We start from the raw sequence: 16541 nt of genomic DNA, 5'->3' as shown, positions 1-16541 counted from the left end.
CAGAAGCGGAGGCAAAAGCCCAAGCAGAAAAAGAAGCCGCAGAGCAAGCGGCGCGTGAAGAAGCCGAGCGTCAACGCATAGCGGCAGAAGCCGAGGCAAAAGCCCAAGCAGAAAAAGAAGCGGCAGAGCAAGCGGCGCGTGAAGAAGCCGAACGTCAACGCTTAGCGGCAGAAGCGGAGGCAAAAGCCCAAGCAGAAAAAGAAGCCGCAGAGCAAGCGGCGCGTGAAGAAGCCGAGCGTCAACGCATAGCGGCAGAAGCTGAGGCAAAAGCCCAAGCAGAAAAAGAAGCGGCAGAGCAAGCGTCAAAAGAAAAACCGAAAAAAGAAGGCTTCTTCTCTCGTTTAAAGAAGGGGTTACTGAAAACCAAAGTAAATCTTGGATCGGGGATCGCGTCAATTTTTAAAGGAAAGAAAATTGATGATGATTTATTTGAAGAACTTGAAACCCAGTTATTAACCGCAGATCTTGGTGTAGATACCACCATGAAGCTGATTGATAATTTAACTGATGCAGCGGATCGTAAGCAGCTAAAAGACGGTGACGCTTTATATGAGCTGATGAAGCAAGAAATGGCCGAGATGCTAAAAGAAGCTGAGCAGCCACTCGTTATCCCTGAAAATAAAAAACCGTTTGTTATTTTGATGGTTGGCGTGAATGGAGTTGGTAAAACGACCACTATCGGTAAACTTGCAAAGCAATTCCAACAACAAGGTAAGTCAGTGATGCTGGCTGCAGGTGATACCTTTAGAGCTGCGGCAGTTGAACAGCTGCAAGTGTGGGGCGAACGAAATGATATTCCAGTTGTGGCACAACACACTGGCGCAGATAGTGCCTCAGTGGTTTTTGATGCATTCCAAGCGGCAAAGGCACGTAATGTGGATGTATTAATTGCTGATACAGCCGGACGTTTGCAGAATAAAGACAATTTAATGCAAGAACTTGAGAAAATCGCCCGAGTCATGAAGAAACTTGATCCAGATGCGCCACATGAAGTGATGTTAACGATTGATGCAGGTACGGGGCAAAATGCAATTAGTCAAGTGAACCTATTTAATCAAGCGGTTGGTTTAACGGGGATCACGTTAACTAAGTTAGACGGAACTGCTAAAGGTGGGGTGATCTTTGCTGTAGCAGATAAGTTCCAAGTGCCTATTCGTTACATTGGTGTAGGTGAAGGCATTGATGATCTGCGTACCTTTAAAAGCGATGACTTTATAGACGCGTTATTTAGCAACGACGATGAGTAATAAATTGAGGGAGTGTATGCTCCCTTTCTTTGGTCTAAAAAACAATTATAAGCAGGCCTAACATGATCAAATTTGAGCAAGTCAGTAAAACCTACCCTGGCGGTCACAGAGCACTTGAAAAAGTGAGCTTTGAATTGGCCAATGGTGAGCTAGCATTTTTGACCGGTCACAGTGGCGCGGGTAAAAGTACGTTATTGAAATTGATCAGTGTTATGGAGCGTCCTTCCGCCGGGCGTGTTTCTATTAATGGTGTTGATTTAAATACGGTAAGCAATCGGCAGATCCCGTATGTTCGTCGAGATATTGGTATTATTTTTCAAAATCACCGTTTACTCGAACGCTACAATGTTTTTGATAATGTTGCGTTGCCTTTGGTGATTGAAGGCATGCATCATAAGCATATTACGAAACGAGTACACGCTGCTTTGGATAAAGTCGGGCTATTGGACAAAGTGCGTTGCCAGCCAAGTACGTTATCGGGTGGTGAGCAGCAACGTGTCGGTATTGCTCGCGCGATAGTAAACTCCCCTCCATTACTGCTTGCAGACGAACCAACGGGTAACCTTGATCCTGAATTATCGATGGAGATCTTACGCTTATTTGAGGATTTCAACCGACATGGTACGGCTGTGCTCATTGCAACGCACGACCTCGGGTTGATTGCACGCATGAAATATCGCAGTTTAACGCTTAATCATGGCCGCATGAGCCAAGATCCTTTGAAGGAGGCGGGGATATGAGTTTGCTATTCAAAGGTCGAGATGCGCAGACTAGTAGCCAAAATAAGTCTTGGTTGATGAAAACTTACTTTTTTGTAGTGACGGTCCTAAGACAAGGTGTCAATAGCTTAGGTGAGATGTGGCGAACGCCTATGGCGTCTTTAATGACGATTTTAGTACTGGGTTTGAGTCTAACCTTGCCTGCAACCTTGTACATAGTGGTAAAAAACGTCCAGCAGGTTAGTAGCGGATTTAATGATGCGGCTGAGATCTCACTATTTGTAAAAGAGTCAATGACTGAGCAGCAAACACAAACACTCGTGAAGCGCTTGGGGCTCTACCCTGAAGTGGAGCAGGTGAAACTGATTTCTAAATCGCAAGCTTTGGATGAATTTAAGCGTGTGTCTGGGTTTGGCCAAGCGTTGGATTATTTGGAAGAAAACCCGCTACCTAATGTCGTATTGGTTACACCTACCAGCCGTTATCGCAAACCACAAGCTGCACAACAGTTGCTGGATAAGCTTGAAAAAGAACGCGAGGTGGAATTTGGTAAACTCGATATTGAGTGGTTAGAACGCCTGAATGCACTTTTGAGCTTATTAAAAGAGAGTGTCGTGACTATTGCACTATTACTACTCAGTGCGGTGATTTTAATTATTGGTAATACCATACGCTTATCGATAATGGATAAAAAAGAAGAGATCCAAGTACTGAAACTTGTTGGCGCGACTAATACCTTTATTCATACTCCATTTATCTGGACTGGTATATGGTATGGCATTGTGGGTGGATTGGTGGCTTTCATTAGCGTTGCTTTGATGCTTTGGTGGTTAGAGTCGGCGGTAGCTATGGTTGCAGGAGTCTACCAAAGCTCATTTGTGTTGCTTGGCTTGAATGCTAATGAACTTTTGATTCTTTTGCTTTTGGCGATAGTGTTAGGATTTGGAGGATCGTTTTTATCAGTTCACCGCTATATCAAAGACATAGAGCCAGATAAGGTTTGACCGCGCTGTTTTATCCTTCGTAAAAGGACAATATTTACCTTTTGACAAGGCTATGTTTTGTCATAATTAAGTCATGCGAGCACATTACTACTTGATGAATATCAGGATGTGCTCTCATCATTTCTAATAATTATTTAATAAAAATCAATCATTTAAATTTAAGATGAAAATTTTTAGAAAAAGCTTGCTTTTTCTTCGAGAAAAATATTATAGTCGCATTAGCACTCTTGATTGAAGAGTGCTAATATGGACTGAAAGATTTATCACTGAGGTGAAAAATGAGTAAAGATTTATATGCATTAGCACTGACAACAAGCCAGCAAAGCGCAAGTTTAGATGGTTACTTACAGACAGTAAGCGCCATACCTATGCTTGATGCCGAGCAGGAAAAGGTGTTGGCCACTCGCCTTCAACAAGAAGGGGATCTGGAAGCAGCTAAACAACTCATCGTTTCTCACCTTCGCTTTGTTGCCCACATTGCAAAAAGTTATGCTGGATATGGTTTACCACAAGCGGACCTTATCCAAGAGGGTAACATTGGTCTGATGAAGGCTGTTAAACGTTTTAATCCTGAAGTCGGTGTTCGATTAGTATCTTTTGCAGTGCATTGGATTAAGGCTGAAATTCATGAATACGTTCTGAAAAACTGGCGTATTGTGAAAGTCGCTACGACCAAAGCACAACGTAAATTATTCTTCAACTTACGCAAAAACAAAAAGCGTTTGGGTTGGTTTAACCAAGAAGAAGTAACTACAGTAGCTAATGAGCTTGGTGTGAGTGAAAAAGAAGTACGTGAAATGGAATCACGTATGAGTGGCCAAGACATGGGTTTTGATCTTAGCCAAGATGAAAATGATGATGCGCCATCAACAAGCTTTTCACCAGTTCAATATCTAACAGATACAAGTAGTGACCTAGCTGATGTTGTTGAAGAAGAGCAGTGGCAAGAGCAATCTCAAAACCGCTTGTTCCGAGCATTGAAAACTTTGGACGAGCGCTCGCAAGATATTATTAGTGCACGTTGGTTAGCTGATGAGAAAGCAACCTTGCAAGATCTTGCTGCAAAGTACAATGTGTCTGCTGAACGTGTTAGACAATTAGAAAAGTCAGCAATGAAAAAGCTGCAAACAGCGATGAGCTAATTTCCAGATTTGTGAAAAAGCCGCTAACTTGTTAGCGGCTTTTTTGTGCTTGTCATTTATTTTGAGCTTACAAGTGTTCGCTAGTTTGATTATAATGCGTCTTCAATTATGAGGAGACAACATTTTGTTAGCAGTATTACGCGTGATAGCAATGGCATTGTTCATTATTTTTAGCTGTGCTTTTGGCTTATTGCTTTGCTTAGTTCGCCCTTTTCACCCTAATAATGTACACACAATCGCTCGTTGGTTTGGAAAAATGTCGCGTGTGATAGGTGTTAAACTGGAAGTAAGTTATCACCCTGACAGCATCAATGTTGGGCCATCTGTATATGTGGCCAACCACCAAAATAACTATGATCTTTTCACCTTACCAGCGGTTGTACCAGAGAAAACAGTGAGTATGGGTAAAAAGAGCCTGAAGTGGATCCCATTTTTTGGTCAGCTATATTGGTTATCAGGCAACATTTTGATTAACAGAAGCAATCGCACGAAAGCGATGGGAACTTTGGGTAAATCAACGCTGAAAATTAAACAAAAAGGGCTATCTATTTGGATGTTTCCAGAAGGTACGCGAAGTTATGGTCGTGGTTTATTACCCTTTAAAACTGGCGCATTCCATACCGCCATGAATGCAGAGGTACCAATAGTACCAGTGTGTATGAATAGTACCAGTGATTGTATTAAACTAAACCGCTGGGATAATGGTACAATCTACATTGATATTTTGGCGCCTGTAAATCTTGATAAAGAGATCAGTGCGCGTGAGCACGCGAAAACGGTCCACAAACAAATGGCGGAACGCATCGCTCAACTTGATGTGAAAGTGAGAGAAAATAATGGAAAATTGGCGCGAAATTAGTGAAGACATCGTTGAGTCGCTTATTGAAGATGGCTCTGCGACAGATAAGCTCTATGAAGTGGAGCATCACTTTGTATGTGAAGACTTCAAAAAGTTAGAAAATGCGGCTTTGGCGGCATTTAAATTGGGTTACGATGTAGAAGATCCAGCAGAGCTAGAGTTAGAAGATGGTTCTAAAATTTGGGGTTTTGATGTTGTTGTTGAAGCTGAACTTGACGCCGATGTCATTATGGAAGATGTTGATAAGCTCGCGGTATTGGCTTTAGAGCATGGCGTCGAATATGATGGCTGGGGCACTTACTTTCAAGAATAGCCGTTTCTAATGCATTGATGTTAAGTGCAAATAATACTTTGCACTTAACAGCTTTATTGCACTTTTCTAGTAGTTAATCATTATTTAATTGGTAAAATATAGACTCTAAGGGTCAAAAAGTGCTATTAATCGTACTTGTTGTCGTCTAAAATTGATCCTGCTATGCGAGTTACATTGCCAATTTCTGAGCTAAAACCAGGCATGTTTGTGGACAGTGTTCATAAACAGCGCTCGGATGCGGGTGTCAAAATCAAATCGCGAGGGATGGTTCGAGATATCGCAATAATTGAGAAGTTATCTGCTGAGGGCGTGTTAGAACTCAATATTGACTTTTCCCTCAGTGAAATAGCCATTCCTGAAAAATATCGACAACAAATTGAGAAAAAAGCGCGTACCAAACCACAATCAGTTACTCGTGATTCGCCACTAAGGCGCCGAAGTCGAGCGCTACAAGAAGAACCAAATAAGCCTAGAGCTCGCCGTGCGAAAAAAAATGATGAACCAGCGTCTCTTGAAAAAGAGTTTGCTTTTGCCAGCCAAGCTTTTGAGCTCCATAACCGAAAAATACAAGGCCTGTATGGCGATATTACATCGGGCATGAAAATCGACGTTGGGTTGATCAATGAGATCAGTAAAGAGATCGTTGACTCAGTACTTCGAAACTCAAATGCGATGGCTATTCTAACTCGGCTACAGGATAAAGAAGGCTATAACTGGCGTCACATGATCAACTGCGCCATTTTGATCAGTGTATTTGGTAAATACTTAGGTTTATCCTTATCACTGATCCAGCAATTAGCAACGGGTGCGATGTTGCATGACATTGGGCATGCTCGCTTACCTCAAGGTTTGGTGAATAAGCAAGATCAGCTCAACGAGCTGGAATATAAGGCCGTAAAAAAGCATGTGGTGCACTCTCTGGGACTCATTAAAGGTGAAGTTGGTGTTACCCCCATGATCATGGATATGGTCGTCAACCATCATGAACGATTAGATGGCAGTGGTTATCCAAGACGTTTGAAGGGGATGCAGATCAGCAAAGCAGCGAGGATCATGGCAATTGTCGACGTTTATGATGCGATGACATCGGAGCGTCCCTATCAGCAAGGAGATGAGCCTGTTCATGCCCTGCGTTATTTATTATCAAATAAAGAGAAGTTTGACCCTGAACTAGTTCAGCGCTTTATAAAATGTTTGGGTGTACATCCTGTAGGGACCATTGTTAAGTTAACTAATGAGCGTTTAGCGTTGGTATTGGAAGGTAACCAAAAGGCGCCAACTTCACCTCATGTCAGGGTATTTTATAACACCAAGCATATGCATCACATTACAGCCAAAGAGTTAGATTTAAGTAGTTTGGACAATAATGATGTGAAAATTATCGCAAGCGTTCGGCCGCTAGATTATCAAATTAATTTATCTCGTTTATTAAAAGAGCACTTGTTGGTTTAGACTTTTTACATTGTGCGCGTTTTTGCAATTTTTGTGACATCATCGCTCCAAATAAACAGCTCATCGTTAATGTCAACCACAGTAAACTGCCTTTCTCAGAGTGCAATGCAAAGCAGCAACTTGCTAAAGAAACCAGTGAGCCCAAAATGCAGCCTAGCCAATATGAGCTGATGGGGTTGTCGCATTGGCCTGCGTTATGGCAAGCGCAATATGTCGCTCTACACCAAAAGTAAACACTTATTCCCGAAAATAGTAACGCATTGAGTATCAGAAGTAACATAATTGAATCACCTTTTCAGCTTGGTAAAGAGAGTTTAAGGGATAGCATTACTCGAGTCAATGCAAATGAGAATTAATATCAAATGCGGTTTTTTGCTATTTTCTATCTAATTAGGAAACTGTTTTTTATCTTTTGATTGAAAAGTGTTCATTTGATTAGAGTTATATCTCTAATTTAAAGCTTTTTTTATGAGTTTTAGGTAGTGTGACAGCGTTTTAAAAATGTGAATTTACACATGGGATTGAAAAATGTCTGTATTTAAGAAAACTGTATTAGCATCAAGTTTGATGCTTGTTTCTTCACACGCTTTTGCTGCGGCTTTTCAACTGGCGGAGCAAAATGTATCAGGTCTAGGTCGTGCTTATGCAGGTGAAGCATCAGCTGCTGATGATGCATCTGTGGTTGCACGTAACCCGGCTTTAATGAGTCAGTTTGATACTGCGCAAGTCAGTATCGGTGCGATGTTCGTGGAGCCAGATGTAAGCTTACGTGGTACATCTACAAATAATGGTGTGTCTCCGAGCGCCTTAGATGAATCAAGTATTGCGCCAAATGCAATTGTACCTGCCGCCTATTTTACAACACCGCTCACTGATAAAGTATCTGTGGGTATGGGGTTATATTCTCAGTTTGGCTTGGCCACAGAGTTTGCAAATGATTACGCTGCTGGACAGCTTGCGGGTGAAACTGAAATTGTGACCGTCAATGCCAATCTAAGTGCATCTTATAAAGTGTCAGACGTATTGACCGTTGCCTTAGGCATCAATCATGTATACGCCGATGCAAAGATTATACGTACATTTGGTGCTTCTCCATTGCCGGTGCCAGCGCAAACCCAAGCGGTTCACTTGGAAGGAGATGACACAGGCTATGGCTGGAATCTTGGTTTAAGTTATCAACTGGACGACAACAGCCGCTTTGGTTTTCACTACCGTAGCGAAACGGATATTCGTTTTGATGGAGAGTTTAGTAATCAATTACCTGCAGGCGCACCATTTTATGGTACCCAAGGCCAAGCTTCTCCTGGCTTTGTGGAGCTAACCTTACCTGCAATTGCTGAATTTTCAGGTTCTCACTCGGTGGATGAGAAAAACACATTACACTACAGTGTACTTTGGACGGGGTGGAGCAGTTTTAAAACGCTTGAAGCACAAGTAGAAGGGCGTGGTACCGTATTTAGCAAAGATGAAAACTTCTCTAACTCGTTGCGTTATTCTGTGGGCATGGACCACCAATGTAGCACTGAGTTGAAATTACGCGCGGGCATCGCCTATGATGAATCGCCAGCAGATGAATACCATTTGTCTATCTCTATTCCGGATACTGATCGTATGTGGTACTCGTTTGGTGCGCAGTATAGCTTGAATGAGCTCAGTTCAATCGATTTTGGCTTAAGTATTTTACGTGGTAAAACTCAAAACTTTATTGAGAAAGATAACTTAGGTCAGGAATGGGGCTTTGAATCAAAAGGTCATGCGACTGTTATGGGGATTCAGTATAACCTTAGTTTCTAAAACATAGTTTGATTTCATAAGAAATTAAAAAGGGCACGCAATGTGCCCTTTTTTGTGAAGCTTGATAATTATAAGCTTTCTATTTTTGCTTTTTGCTCTAACAGTTTCGCTTTAGCATCAGAAAACTCGGCGAGTTTTTCTTTCTCTTTCGCAAGTACAGCCTCTGGTGCATTGTTCACAAACTTTTCATTTGCTAACTTCTTCTCTACTTGCTCTAAGCCTTTTTGCGCTTTTTCAAGCTGCTTGGCGATACGTGCAAGTTCGGCTTCAACATCGATTAGGCCTGCCATTGGGATCATGATCTCAAGGTTACCAATAAATGCTGTGGCACTTGCTGGTGCTTCATCCGCACTATCCAGTACTTTAAAGCTTTCAAGTTTCGCCAGTGCACTTAAGAAGGCTTTATTATCTTCTAAGCGACGCAAGTCTTGCTCGTCCGCTTTAGCGAGCAGCACGTTAAGCGGTTTGTTAGGGCTAATATCCATTTCACCACGGATATTACGAATGGCAAGAATGAATTGCTTCACCCACTCAAGATCAGCCATTGCTGTCTCATCTACTTGGCTCGAATCAAATTCAGGGAAGCTTTCTAACATGATGGTTTTCGTATCAATGTTTGCAAGTGGTGCAACACGCTTCCAGATAGTTTCGGTGATGTACGGCATAAGCGGATGCATTAAGCGTAACAAACCTTCTAACACGGTGATCAAGGTATGGCGTGTACCACGCTGTTGCGCCTCGTTGCCTTTGAATAAGATTGGCTTAGTCAGCTCTAGGTACCAGTCACAGAATTGGTTCCAGGTGAATTCATAGATAGTGTTCGCCGCTAAGTCGAAGCGATAGTTATCTAGATGCTCACTGAATATTTTCACCGTGTTCTGGAACTGACCTAAGATCCAACGATCTGCCAAAGAATACTCTTTAGTTGCGTCGTTAAAGCCACAATCTTGCTCTTCGGTATTCATGAGTACGTAGCGGCTTGCGTTCCATAGCTTGTTACAGAAGTTACGGTAGCCTTCTAGGCGGTTCATATCCCAATTGATGTCACGGCCAGTAGAGGCCATTGCCGCTAAAGTAAAGCGCAGCGCGTCTGTACCATGTGGCTCGATGCCGTCAGCAAAGGTTTTACGTGTGTTCTTTTCGATCTTTTTCGCTAGTTGCGGTTGCATCATGTTACCAGTGCGCTTTTCAACAAGGCTTTCAAGATCGATACCATCGATCATATCTAAAGGATCAAGTACGTTACCTTTTGATTTTGACATCTTATCGCCATTTTCATCACGTATAAGACCGGTTACGTATACGGTTTTAAATGGCACTTGTGGCTTACCATTTTCATCCTTGATGAAGTGCATGGTCATCATGATCATACGTGCCACCCAGAAGAAAATAATATCAAAGCCCGTAACCAGGGTATCAGATGGGTGGAATACCTTTAGATCTTCTGTATTGGCTGGCCAGCCTTGCGTTGAGAAAGTCCAAAGAGCTGATGAGAACCAAGTATCCAATACGTCTTCGTCTTGGCTAAGTGCAACATCATCGGCAATGTTATTGTCACGACGAACTTCTGCTTCATCACGACCAACATACACGTTTCCTTGTTCATCATACCAAGCAGGGATACGGTGGCCCCACCATAGCTGGCGAGAGATACACCAGTCTTGAACATCACGCATCCAAGAGAAGTACATGTTTTCGTACTGTTTTGGTACGAATTGGATTTCACCGTTTTCTACCGCTTCTGTGGCAACTTTAGCCAGCGGAGCAACGCGTACATACCACTGATCAGTCAATAGTGGCTCGATCACTACGCCAGAACGGTCGCCGTATGGCACGGTTAAGCTATGATCGTCAATTTTTTCTAGTAGGCCTGCTTGCTCGAACTCTTCTACGATTTGCTTACGCGCATCGAAACGGTCTAAACCGTGGAAACGCTCTGGGATCGGAGCGTCTAACTCAAGAGGTTTGCCATCAAATGTGTAGCTTTCACCAGCTGTTAAAATCGCCGCATCTTTATCGAATACGTTGATCATTGGAAGCTCATGGCGCTTACCGACTTCATTATCGTTAAAGTCGTGCGCTGGGGTGATTTTCACACAACCCGTGCCTTTTTCCATATCTGCGTGCTCATCGGCAACAATTGGAATACGGCGATTAACAATAGGCAGTAAAATTTCTTTACCTATTAAGTTTTGATAACGTTCATCTTCTGGGTTGACTGCAACACCTGTGTCACCCAGCATGGTTTCTGGACGAGTGGTTGCAACGACGATGTAATCTTTGCCATCTTGTGTTTTCACGCCATCGGCAAGTGGATAACGTAAGTTCCACATGTGGCCTTGCTTATCTTTGTTTTCAACTTCTAAATCTGAAATAGCGGTGTGTAATTTCGGATCCCAGTTTACTAGGCGTTTACCACGATAGATCAGATCTTCTTTATGAAGTCGAACGAATACTTCTTTAACTGCTTCTGATAAGCCTTCATCCATTGTAAAGCGTTCACGATCCCAATCCACAGAGGCACCTAAACGACGAAGCTGTTTAGTGATTGTACCGCCAGATTGGTTCTTCCATTCCCAGATCTTGTCGATAAAGGCTTCACGGCCAAGGTCATGGCGAGTTTTGCTCTCTTCCGCTGCCAGCTTACGTTCTACCACCATTTGTGTAGCGATACCTGCGTGGTCAGTACCAACTTGCCATAAAGTATTGTTACCTTTCATGCGCTTGTAACGAATAAGCGTGTCCATGATGGTATCTTGGAACGCGTGGCCCATGTGTAGGCTACCTGTGACATTTGGCGGCGGGATCATGATTGAATAAGCATCGCCTTTGCCCGATGGCTTAAAATAGCCATTTTCTTCCCAGTCTTGGTATAAAGACTGTTCTATATCTTGTGGATTATAGGTTTTATCCATTTCACAGAACCTTAATAAATACTTTAACTTTCAATTTCTTTGGTTGAAATATTGGCACCAAGTTGGCGTAGATACTTAAACCGCTCTCTGGCTGCTTGCTTGGCTTGCGGCTCAGTAGGTACAAAATCAATCACTTGTGCAAAGCGACGAACAAAATCCGGCAGTTTGGTTGCAAGGTTGATAAGTACAGTGCGTCTGCCCACGGGTGGTGTTTGTCCAATTTCTACAGGAGCGCCGCCTTTGGGGCCCTCTCCTTGCAAATTATGTGGTACAAAACTGTCAGCGTCGAAACACCATAAATGCTCATCAATGACATGTGCATCTTCGAGCGATTCAACATAAATAAACACACGTTGACCTGCTCGATATTGCGCTGCTGCAATTTGAGCGGCTAGATCAAAATGAGCCGGTAAATTAGCATCCGGCTCATTGTCATGCTTTAACACATTAAACTGTGCATTGATGGTCATGGCGTTGACTTCATTGTGGGCGGTTACGCCGTATTTCTACAGGCAAAACTCAGCGTTCAAAATAAACTCGCATTTTGACACATAAACCCCATGCCATCAATCAATGTAACGAGGTTAATCTTGCGGTGTATCGCTGGTATCGATTCTATTCAACAAGTACTGCGTTAACATTGGTACAGGTCGCCCTGTGGCGCCTTTGTTTTTACCGCTGCGCCAAGCCGTGCCGGCGATGTCTAAGTGGGCCCAATTGTATTTTTTGGTGAACTTAGATAAGAAACACGCCGCAGTAATAGTACCCGCTGCTCGACCGCCTAAATTGGTAAAATCTGCAAATGGGCTTTCAAGTTGTTCTTGATAATCATCCCAAAGCGGTAGTTGCCATGCGCGGTCGCCACTTTGTTCACCTGCTTTCAATAAGTCGTGAGCCAGTGGGTTGTGGTTTGATAATAGGCCTGTTGCATGTGCACCAAGCGCAACAATGCATGCGCCGGTTAACGTAGCCACATCTACTACGGTTTCTGGTTCAAATGCTTCTACATAGGTCAGCGCATCACAAAGAACTAAGCGACCTTCCGCGTCGGTATTAAGCACTTCAACGGTTTGACCTGACATAGTGGTCAGAATATCGCCCGGGCGATAAGCGTTTGAGCTGGGCATGTTTTCACAGCCAGCAAGCACACCTATCACGTTGATGGGTAATTGCATTTCTGCTAATGAACGCATTAAGCCTAAGACACCTGCGGCACCGCCCATGTCGTATTTCATTTCATCCATTGCTTCGCCTGGCTTGATAGAAATACCACCGGAGTCAAAAGTCAGGCCTTTACCGACAAACACAATAGGAGCTTGATCTTCTGCGCCACCATTGTAGTGGATCACTGACATCACAGATTCATTGGCACTGCCACGACCTACCGCAAGGTAAGAGTGCATGCCGAGTTCTTCCATCTCTTTTTCGCCAACTAAGTTAACCGAAACATTGTCGAACTCTTCCAAAGACTTTGCTTGCTCGCCAAGATAGCGAGGGTTACAAATGTTTGGCGGCATATTCGCCACGTCTTTACATAGTTTGGCACCTGACGCGATGGCTAGGCCATGTTCAATAGCGGTTTCACCAATGGTAAGTTCACGGCGTGTTGGTACGTTGAAAACAATTTTACGTAGTGGACGACGTGGGTCGACTTTTTTGCTTTTGAGTTGATTAAATGTATATAAGCAGTCTTGAGTTGTTTCAACGGCTTGGCGTACTTTCCAGTAGGTATCACGGCCTTTGACGTGCTGCTCCGTTAAAAAGCAAACCGCTTCCATTGAACCTGTGTCATTTAATGTATTAATAGTTTTTGAGATGATTTGTTTGTATTGCTTGTCATCCAGCTCACGCTCTTTACCGCAGCCAACTAATAACACGCGTTCACTCAACACATTGGGTACATGATGCAGCAATAATACTTGTCCTGGTTTGCCTTCTAAATCACCACGACGTAATAAATTTGAGATGTAGCCATCACTGATTTTATCCAGCTGTTCACCGATTGGAGATAAACGACGCGGCTCGTATACACCGACAACAATACAGGCGCTGCGTTGCTTCTCTGGGCTACCACTTTTTACGCTGAATTCCATTGCGACTCCTGAGTCTAAGTTATGTCTTTTTGAACTTTATGCCTTTGAGATTATCAATACCTAAATACGCTATTATATCTGGCGTGTAGGTATGCTAATTAAATTTGATGGCATATAATAAACTGACTAAAATAACCAGTTTACTCAAAATCTCCCACTATTCCAGTGAAACACGAAGTTTTATAGGGGCAAACATTGCTAATTTTTCGTTATTTAACCGCAGAGGTATTAAAATCGCAGATCGCTGTGTTTCTGACATTGATGACGATTTTTCTCTCGCAGAAGTTTGTTCGGATTTTAAGTGATGCATCGGATGGTGACATTCCCGCACAGTTGGTTGCTTCCGTATTGTTGCTCAAGCTCCCACAGCTGGCTGTTTATATTCTTCCATTAAGCTTGTTTTTAGGCATTATTTTAGCGTATAGCCGTGTTTACGCAGACAGCGAAATGACGGTGCTGAGAGCTTGTGGTGTCAGTGAGTGGTATGTGGTTCGCGTGACGCTCGTTTCCAGTTGTTTCTTCGCGCTCTTGGCTGGCGCTGTCAGTTTATATATTTCACCGTGGGCATCTGAAAAAGAGTATCAGTTAAAGGAGCGAGCAGAAGCTGAATCCGGTTTATCGGCTTTGCGTGCCGGTCGCTTTCAACAAACAGGTAATGAAAAAGCGGTGGTATTTGTGCACAATATTTTAGAGCAAGGCACTGAGCTTGATAAGGTGTTTGTTGCCCAACTGCCTAATAAAGATTCTAATCAAGCAGCACGTATTGTATATGCGAAAAAAGGCCGTGTGATAGAGCAAGAGTCAGGGGAGCAACAACTGGTGCTCAATAATGGCAAGCGATACGAAACCGATGGCCTTAGTCAGGCACTCAACAAAACTGAATTTTCGAGCTATCAAGTGCAGATCCGCGAGCAAGTGATAGAGCATCAACGAAGAAAATTAGAAGCAATTCCAACCTTACAGTTATTGGACATGGATACACCAGAAGCTGCGGCTCAGTTCCAATTGCGTTTGTCGGTCCCAATTTCAATTATCTTGCTTACTCTGCTTGCTGTGCCATTGAGTGTGGTTAATCCGCGACAAGGTAAATTTGCCAAATTGGTACCAGCTATTTCGTTGTATTTGGGTTATTTCATTTTACTTAATGCAGGCAAGTTTTTAGTTGCTGAAGGCAAAATTCCGCCCGCAGTCGGCTTATGGTGGATCCATTTAAGCGTATTGTTTATTGGTGCCTACCTAATTGCAAAAGGTCGTCCGTTTGGGGTTTGGGTTCGATCATTACTAACTAAGCGAGCGACGACAGCATGATGAAAACATTAGACTGGTATTTAGGTCGAAGCATATTGCAAACAACAGGGTTTGCACTACTTGTGTTTGTGGGCATCAATACGCTGATCAAATATATTGAACAACTTAAGTCTGTAGGTCGTGGCAGCTACGATATGGTAGATGCCATGTTGTATACCTTGTACAGCATGCCTGGAGATATTGTGGTGTTTTTCCCAATGGCTGCACTGATCGGTGGATTAACGGGACTGGGGGCACTTGCGTCAAGTAGTGAATTAGTTGTGATGCAAGCTGCGGGAATGTCTCGTTTACAAATCATTGGTTCAGTAATGAAAACGGCTATTGTATTGGCACTATGTATGATGGCGCTAGGAGAGTGGGGCGTACCTCAAGCAGAAAGAGCAGCGAAGCAATTGCGTAATAATGCTATTTTTGGTGGGGAAGTGTTCAATGCGCAACAAGGCGTGTGGGCGAAAGACGGAAATAACTTCATTAATATTGGCAATATAGAAAAGTCGGGTGATCTCAAAAATGTCAGTATTTACCACTTTAATGATGACCTTGAATTGACCAAAATGACCCGAGTTCTACAAGGTCAAAGTGTACCACAAGGCTGGATTTTTAATGGTGTTGAAGAAGTTAATCTAGGTGATGACAAGATCTCCACACATTATCGTGAGTCACAGATCTACAATTCTCAACTCACAGCGGAAAAACTCGATGTGGTATCTGTAGACCCTGAAGCGCTATCATTTAGAGGTATTTGGTCTTATTTATCGTATCTTGAGCAAAACGAACAAGATACCAGTAGCTATGATTTAGCGCTGTGGCGAAAGGTAATGCAACCTCTAACGATAGCGGTGATGCTGCTGGTGGCTTTATCGTTTATTTTTGGCCCTTTGCGCTCAGTGAGTATGGGGGCGCGTATTATAATGGGCGTTGTGACTGGGCTTGCTTTTCACCTTAGCAATGAAATATTTGGTCCTATTGTGATGGTCTATAATGTGCCTGCGTTTATCGGGGCAATGATGCCGAGTGTGTTGTTTGTGGTTGTTGCGAGCTACTTACTCAAACGCAATAGCTAATAGTAAGTGGCTCGGGATGGAATAGTACCGAGCCTGTTCATTAATCTAAGCTGTTATATACGCGCCTATTTTCTTCTTTACTTAATACAACAACTTGCGTTTTACACACCCAATCTTGTAGTGCTCTTTTTTGTTTAAAGTCGAGGAGTACTAACAAGTTACCTAATCCACATAACGCGAATGCACTTCGTAACATAGCGGTCGGCCAGGGTAAGAGCTGCCCCGATTGTGTTTCAACTCGTAAACGCCATGCTCTCATGCCAATAGTTTGCCCACTTTTAGTCCAGAAGTAGGCAAAAAATAGCATGCTTACGGTGATTAAAAGGAGTGCTCTGATTGTGTATAAAGTGGGAGATGCTTGGATGTACGCAGAGACATCCGGGTGTTCGCCTAAACTCAGTACGCCTGCGGAAATTAACCCATTAATGACGAGTAAATAGACGACAGTTGCTAACATTGAAAATGCAATAACGACGAGACCGTCGTACATCAAAGATGCTAAACGACGGAAAAAACCAGCGCGAGGAAACTCGGACATAAAACGCTCTTCTAATATTCTTAACTGCGTTCTATTTTACACAAACAGTTTAATAAAGGCGAAATCAATATATTTGCGAGTTTTTGCATCATT

At 43.0% G+C, this 16541-nt stretch carries 14 protein-coding genes; 10 read left to right on the top strand and 4 right to left on the bottom strand.

From position 1 onward, the window contains the following. From ftsY to ACW689_RS03940, 8 genes are all read left to right on the top strand, one after another. The coding region (gene ftsY / locus ACW689_RS03975; protein WP_476288597.1) for a signal recognition particle-docking protein FtsY at window positions 1–1247 on the top strand (1247 nt) is incomplete at its 5' end. A gap of 62 nt (window positions 1248–1309) precedes the next feature. Continuing rightward, window positions 1310–1987, top strand: a complete 678-nt coding sequence (ftsE, locus tag ACW689_RS03970; RefSeq protein ID WP_476288596.1) for a cell division ATP-binding protein FtsE — start codon at window positions 1310–1312, stop codon at window positions 1985–1987. 56 nt (window positions 1988–2043) lie between these two features. After that, window positions 2044–2970, top strand: coding sequence for a permease-like cell division protein FtsX (gene ftsX / locus ACW689_RS03965; RefSeq protein WP_476288610.1), 927 nt, complete (start codon window positions 2044–2046; stop codon window positions 2968–2970). A 278-nt stretch (window positions 2971–3248) separates the two neighbouring features. Further along, a complete protein-coding gene (gene rpoH, locus ACW689_RS03960) occupies window positions 3249–4112 on the top strand; it encodes an RNA polymerase sigma factor RpoH (protein ID WP_476288595.1) in 864 nt (287 codons plus the stop codon). Between the two features lie 124 nt (window positions 4113–4236). Further along, window positions 4237–4971, top strand: coding sequence for a 1-acylglycerol-3-phosphate O-acyltransferase (locus ACW689_RS03955; protein WP_476288594.1), 735 nt, complete (start codon window positions 4237–4239; stop codon window positions 4969–4971). After that, complete coding sequence (rraB, locus tag ACW689_RS03950; protein WP_476288593.1) at window positions 4949–5284, top strand: ribonuclease E inhibitor RraB; 336 nt, start codon at window positions 4949–4951, stop codon at window positions 5282–5284. The genes ACW689_RS03955 and rraB overlap by 23 nt, the downstream gene beginning before the upstream one ends. A gap of 162 nt (window positions 5285–5446) precedes the next feature. Next, entirely contained in the window at window positions 5447–6736 is a 1290-nt protein-coding gene (locus ACW689_RS03945) for an HD-GYP domain-containing protein (protein WP_476288592.1), read from the top strand. 528 nt (window positions 6737–7264) lie between these two features. Then, window positions 7265–8530, top strand: coding sequence for an outer membrane protein transport protein (locus ACW689_RS03940; protein ID WP_476288591.1), 1266 nt, complete (start codon window positions 7265–7267; stop codon window positions 8528–8530). 68 nt (window positions 8531–8598) lie between these two features. Here the strand turns inward: ACW689_RS03940 and ACW689_RS03935 are convergent, their stop codons facing one another. From ACW689_RS03935 to pepA, 3 genes are all read right to left on the bottom strand, one after another. Then, a complete protein-coding gene (locus tag ACW689_RS03935; protein ID WP_476288590.1) occupies window positions 8599–11445 on the bottom strand; it encodes a valine--tRNA ligase in 2847 nt (948 codons plus the stop codon). 23 nt (window positions 11446–11468) lie between these two features. Next, window positions 11469–11915, bottom strand: a complete 447-nt coding sequence (locus ACW689_RS03930; protein ID WP_476288589.1) for a DNA polymerase III subunit chi — start codon at window positions 11913–11915, stop codon at window positions 11469–11471. Window positions 11916–12029: 114 nt separating this feature from the next. Continuing rightward, on the bottom strand, window positions 12030–13538 hold the full coding sequence (gene pepA / locus ACW689_RS03925; RefSeq protein ID WP_476288588.1) for a leucyl aminopeptidase: 1509 nt from the start codon (window positions 13536–13538) through the stop codon (window positions 12030–12032). Window positions 13539–13733: 195 nt separating this feature from the next. On the opposite strand from pepA, the gene lptF reads away from it, so the two are divergent. Both lptF and lptG read left to right on the top strand, forming a co-directional pair. After that, window positions 13734–14846: an LPS export ABC transporter permease LptF gene (gene lptF / locus ACW689_RS03920; RefSeq protein ID WP_476288587.1), complete on the top strand. Its 1113-nt coding sequence runs from the start codon at window positions 13734–13736 to the stop codon at window positions 14844–14846. Beyond that, window positions 14843–15910: an LPS export ABC transporter permease LptG gene (gene lptG, locus ACW689_RS03915; protein ID WP_476288586.1), complete on the top strand. Its 1068-nt coding sequence runs from the start codon at window positions 14843–14845 to the stop codon at window positions 15908–15910. Before lptF ends, lptG begins: the two co-directional genes overlap by 4 nt. Window positions 15911–15950: 40 nt before the next feature. Here lptG and ACW689_RS03910 read toward each other — a convergent pair whose 3' ends face one another. Further along, complete coding sequence (locus ACW689_RS03910) at window positions 15951–16448, bottom strand: RDD family protein (RefSeq protein ID WP_476288585.1); 498 nt, start codon at window positions 16446–16448, stop codon at window positions 15951–15953. Window positions 16449–16541: the final 93 nt, after the last annotated feature.

It is taken from the genome of Pseudoalteromonas sp. ABE4_541 (assembly GCF_056312285.1).
This window is presented reverse-complemented; position numbering and strand designations above follow the sequence as displayed.

Coding starts and splice junctions, on each gene's coding strand:
- ACW689_RS03935 (WP_476288590.1), bottom strand. CDS start 11,445: ATGGATAAAACCTATAATCCACAAGATATAGAACAGTCTTTATACCAA.
- rpoH (WP_476288595.1), top strand. CDS start 3,249: ATGAGTAAAGATTTATATGCATTAGCACTGACAACAAGCCAGCAAAGC.
- ACW689_RS03945 (WP_476288592.1), top strand. CDS start 5,447: ATGCGAGTTACATTGCCAATTTCTGAGCTAAAACCAGGCATGTTTGTG.
- rraB (WP_476288593.1), top strand. CDS start 4,949: ATGGAAAATTGGCGCGAAATTAGTGAAGACATCGTTGAGTCGCTTATT.
- ftsE (WP_476288596.1), top strand. CDS start 1,310: ATGATCAAATTTGAGCAAGTCAGTAAAACCTACCCTGGCGGTCACAGA.
- pepA (WP_476288588.1), bottom strand. CDS start 13,538: ATGGAATTCAGCGTAAAAAGTGGTAGCCCAGAGAAGCAACGCAGCGCC.
- ACW689_RS03940 (WP_476288591.1), top strand. CDS start 7,265: ATGTCTGTATTTAAGAAAACTGTATTAGCATCAAGTTTGATGCTTGTT.
- ACW689_RS03910 (WP_476288585.1), bottom strand. CDS start 16,448: ATGTCCGAGTTTCCTCGCGCTGGTTTTTTCCGTCGTTTAGCATCTTTG.
- ftsX (WP_476288610.1), top strand. CDS start 2,044: ATGAAAACTTACTTTTTTGTAGTGACGGTCCTAAGACAAGGTGTCAAT.
- ACW689_RS03930 (WP_476288589.1), bottom strand. CDS start 11,915: ATGACCATCAATGCACAGTTTAATGTGTTAAAGCATGACAATGAGCCG.
- lptG (WP_476288586.1), top strand. CDS start 14,843: ATGATGAAAACATTAGACTGGTATTTAGGTCGAAGCATATTGCAAACA.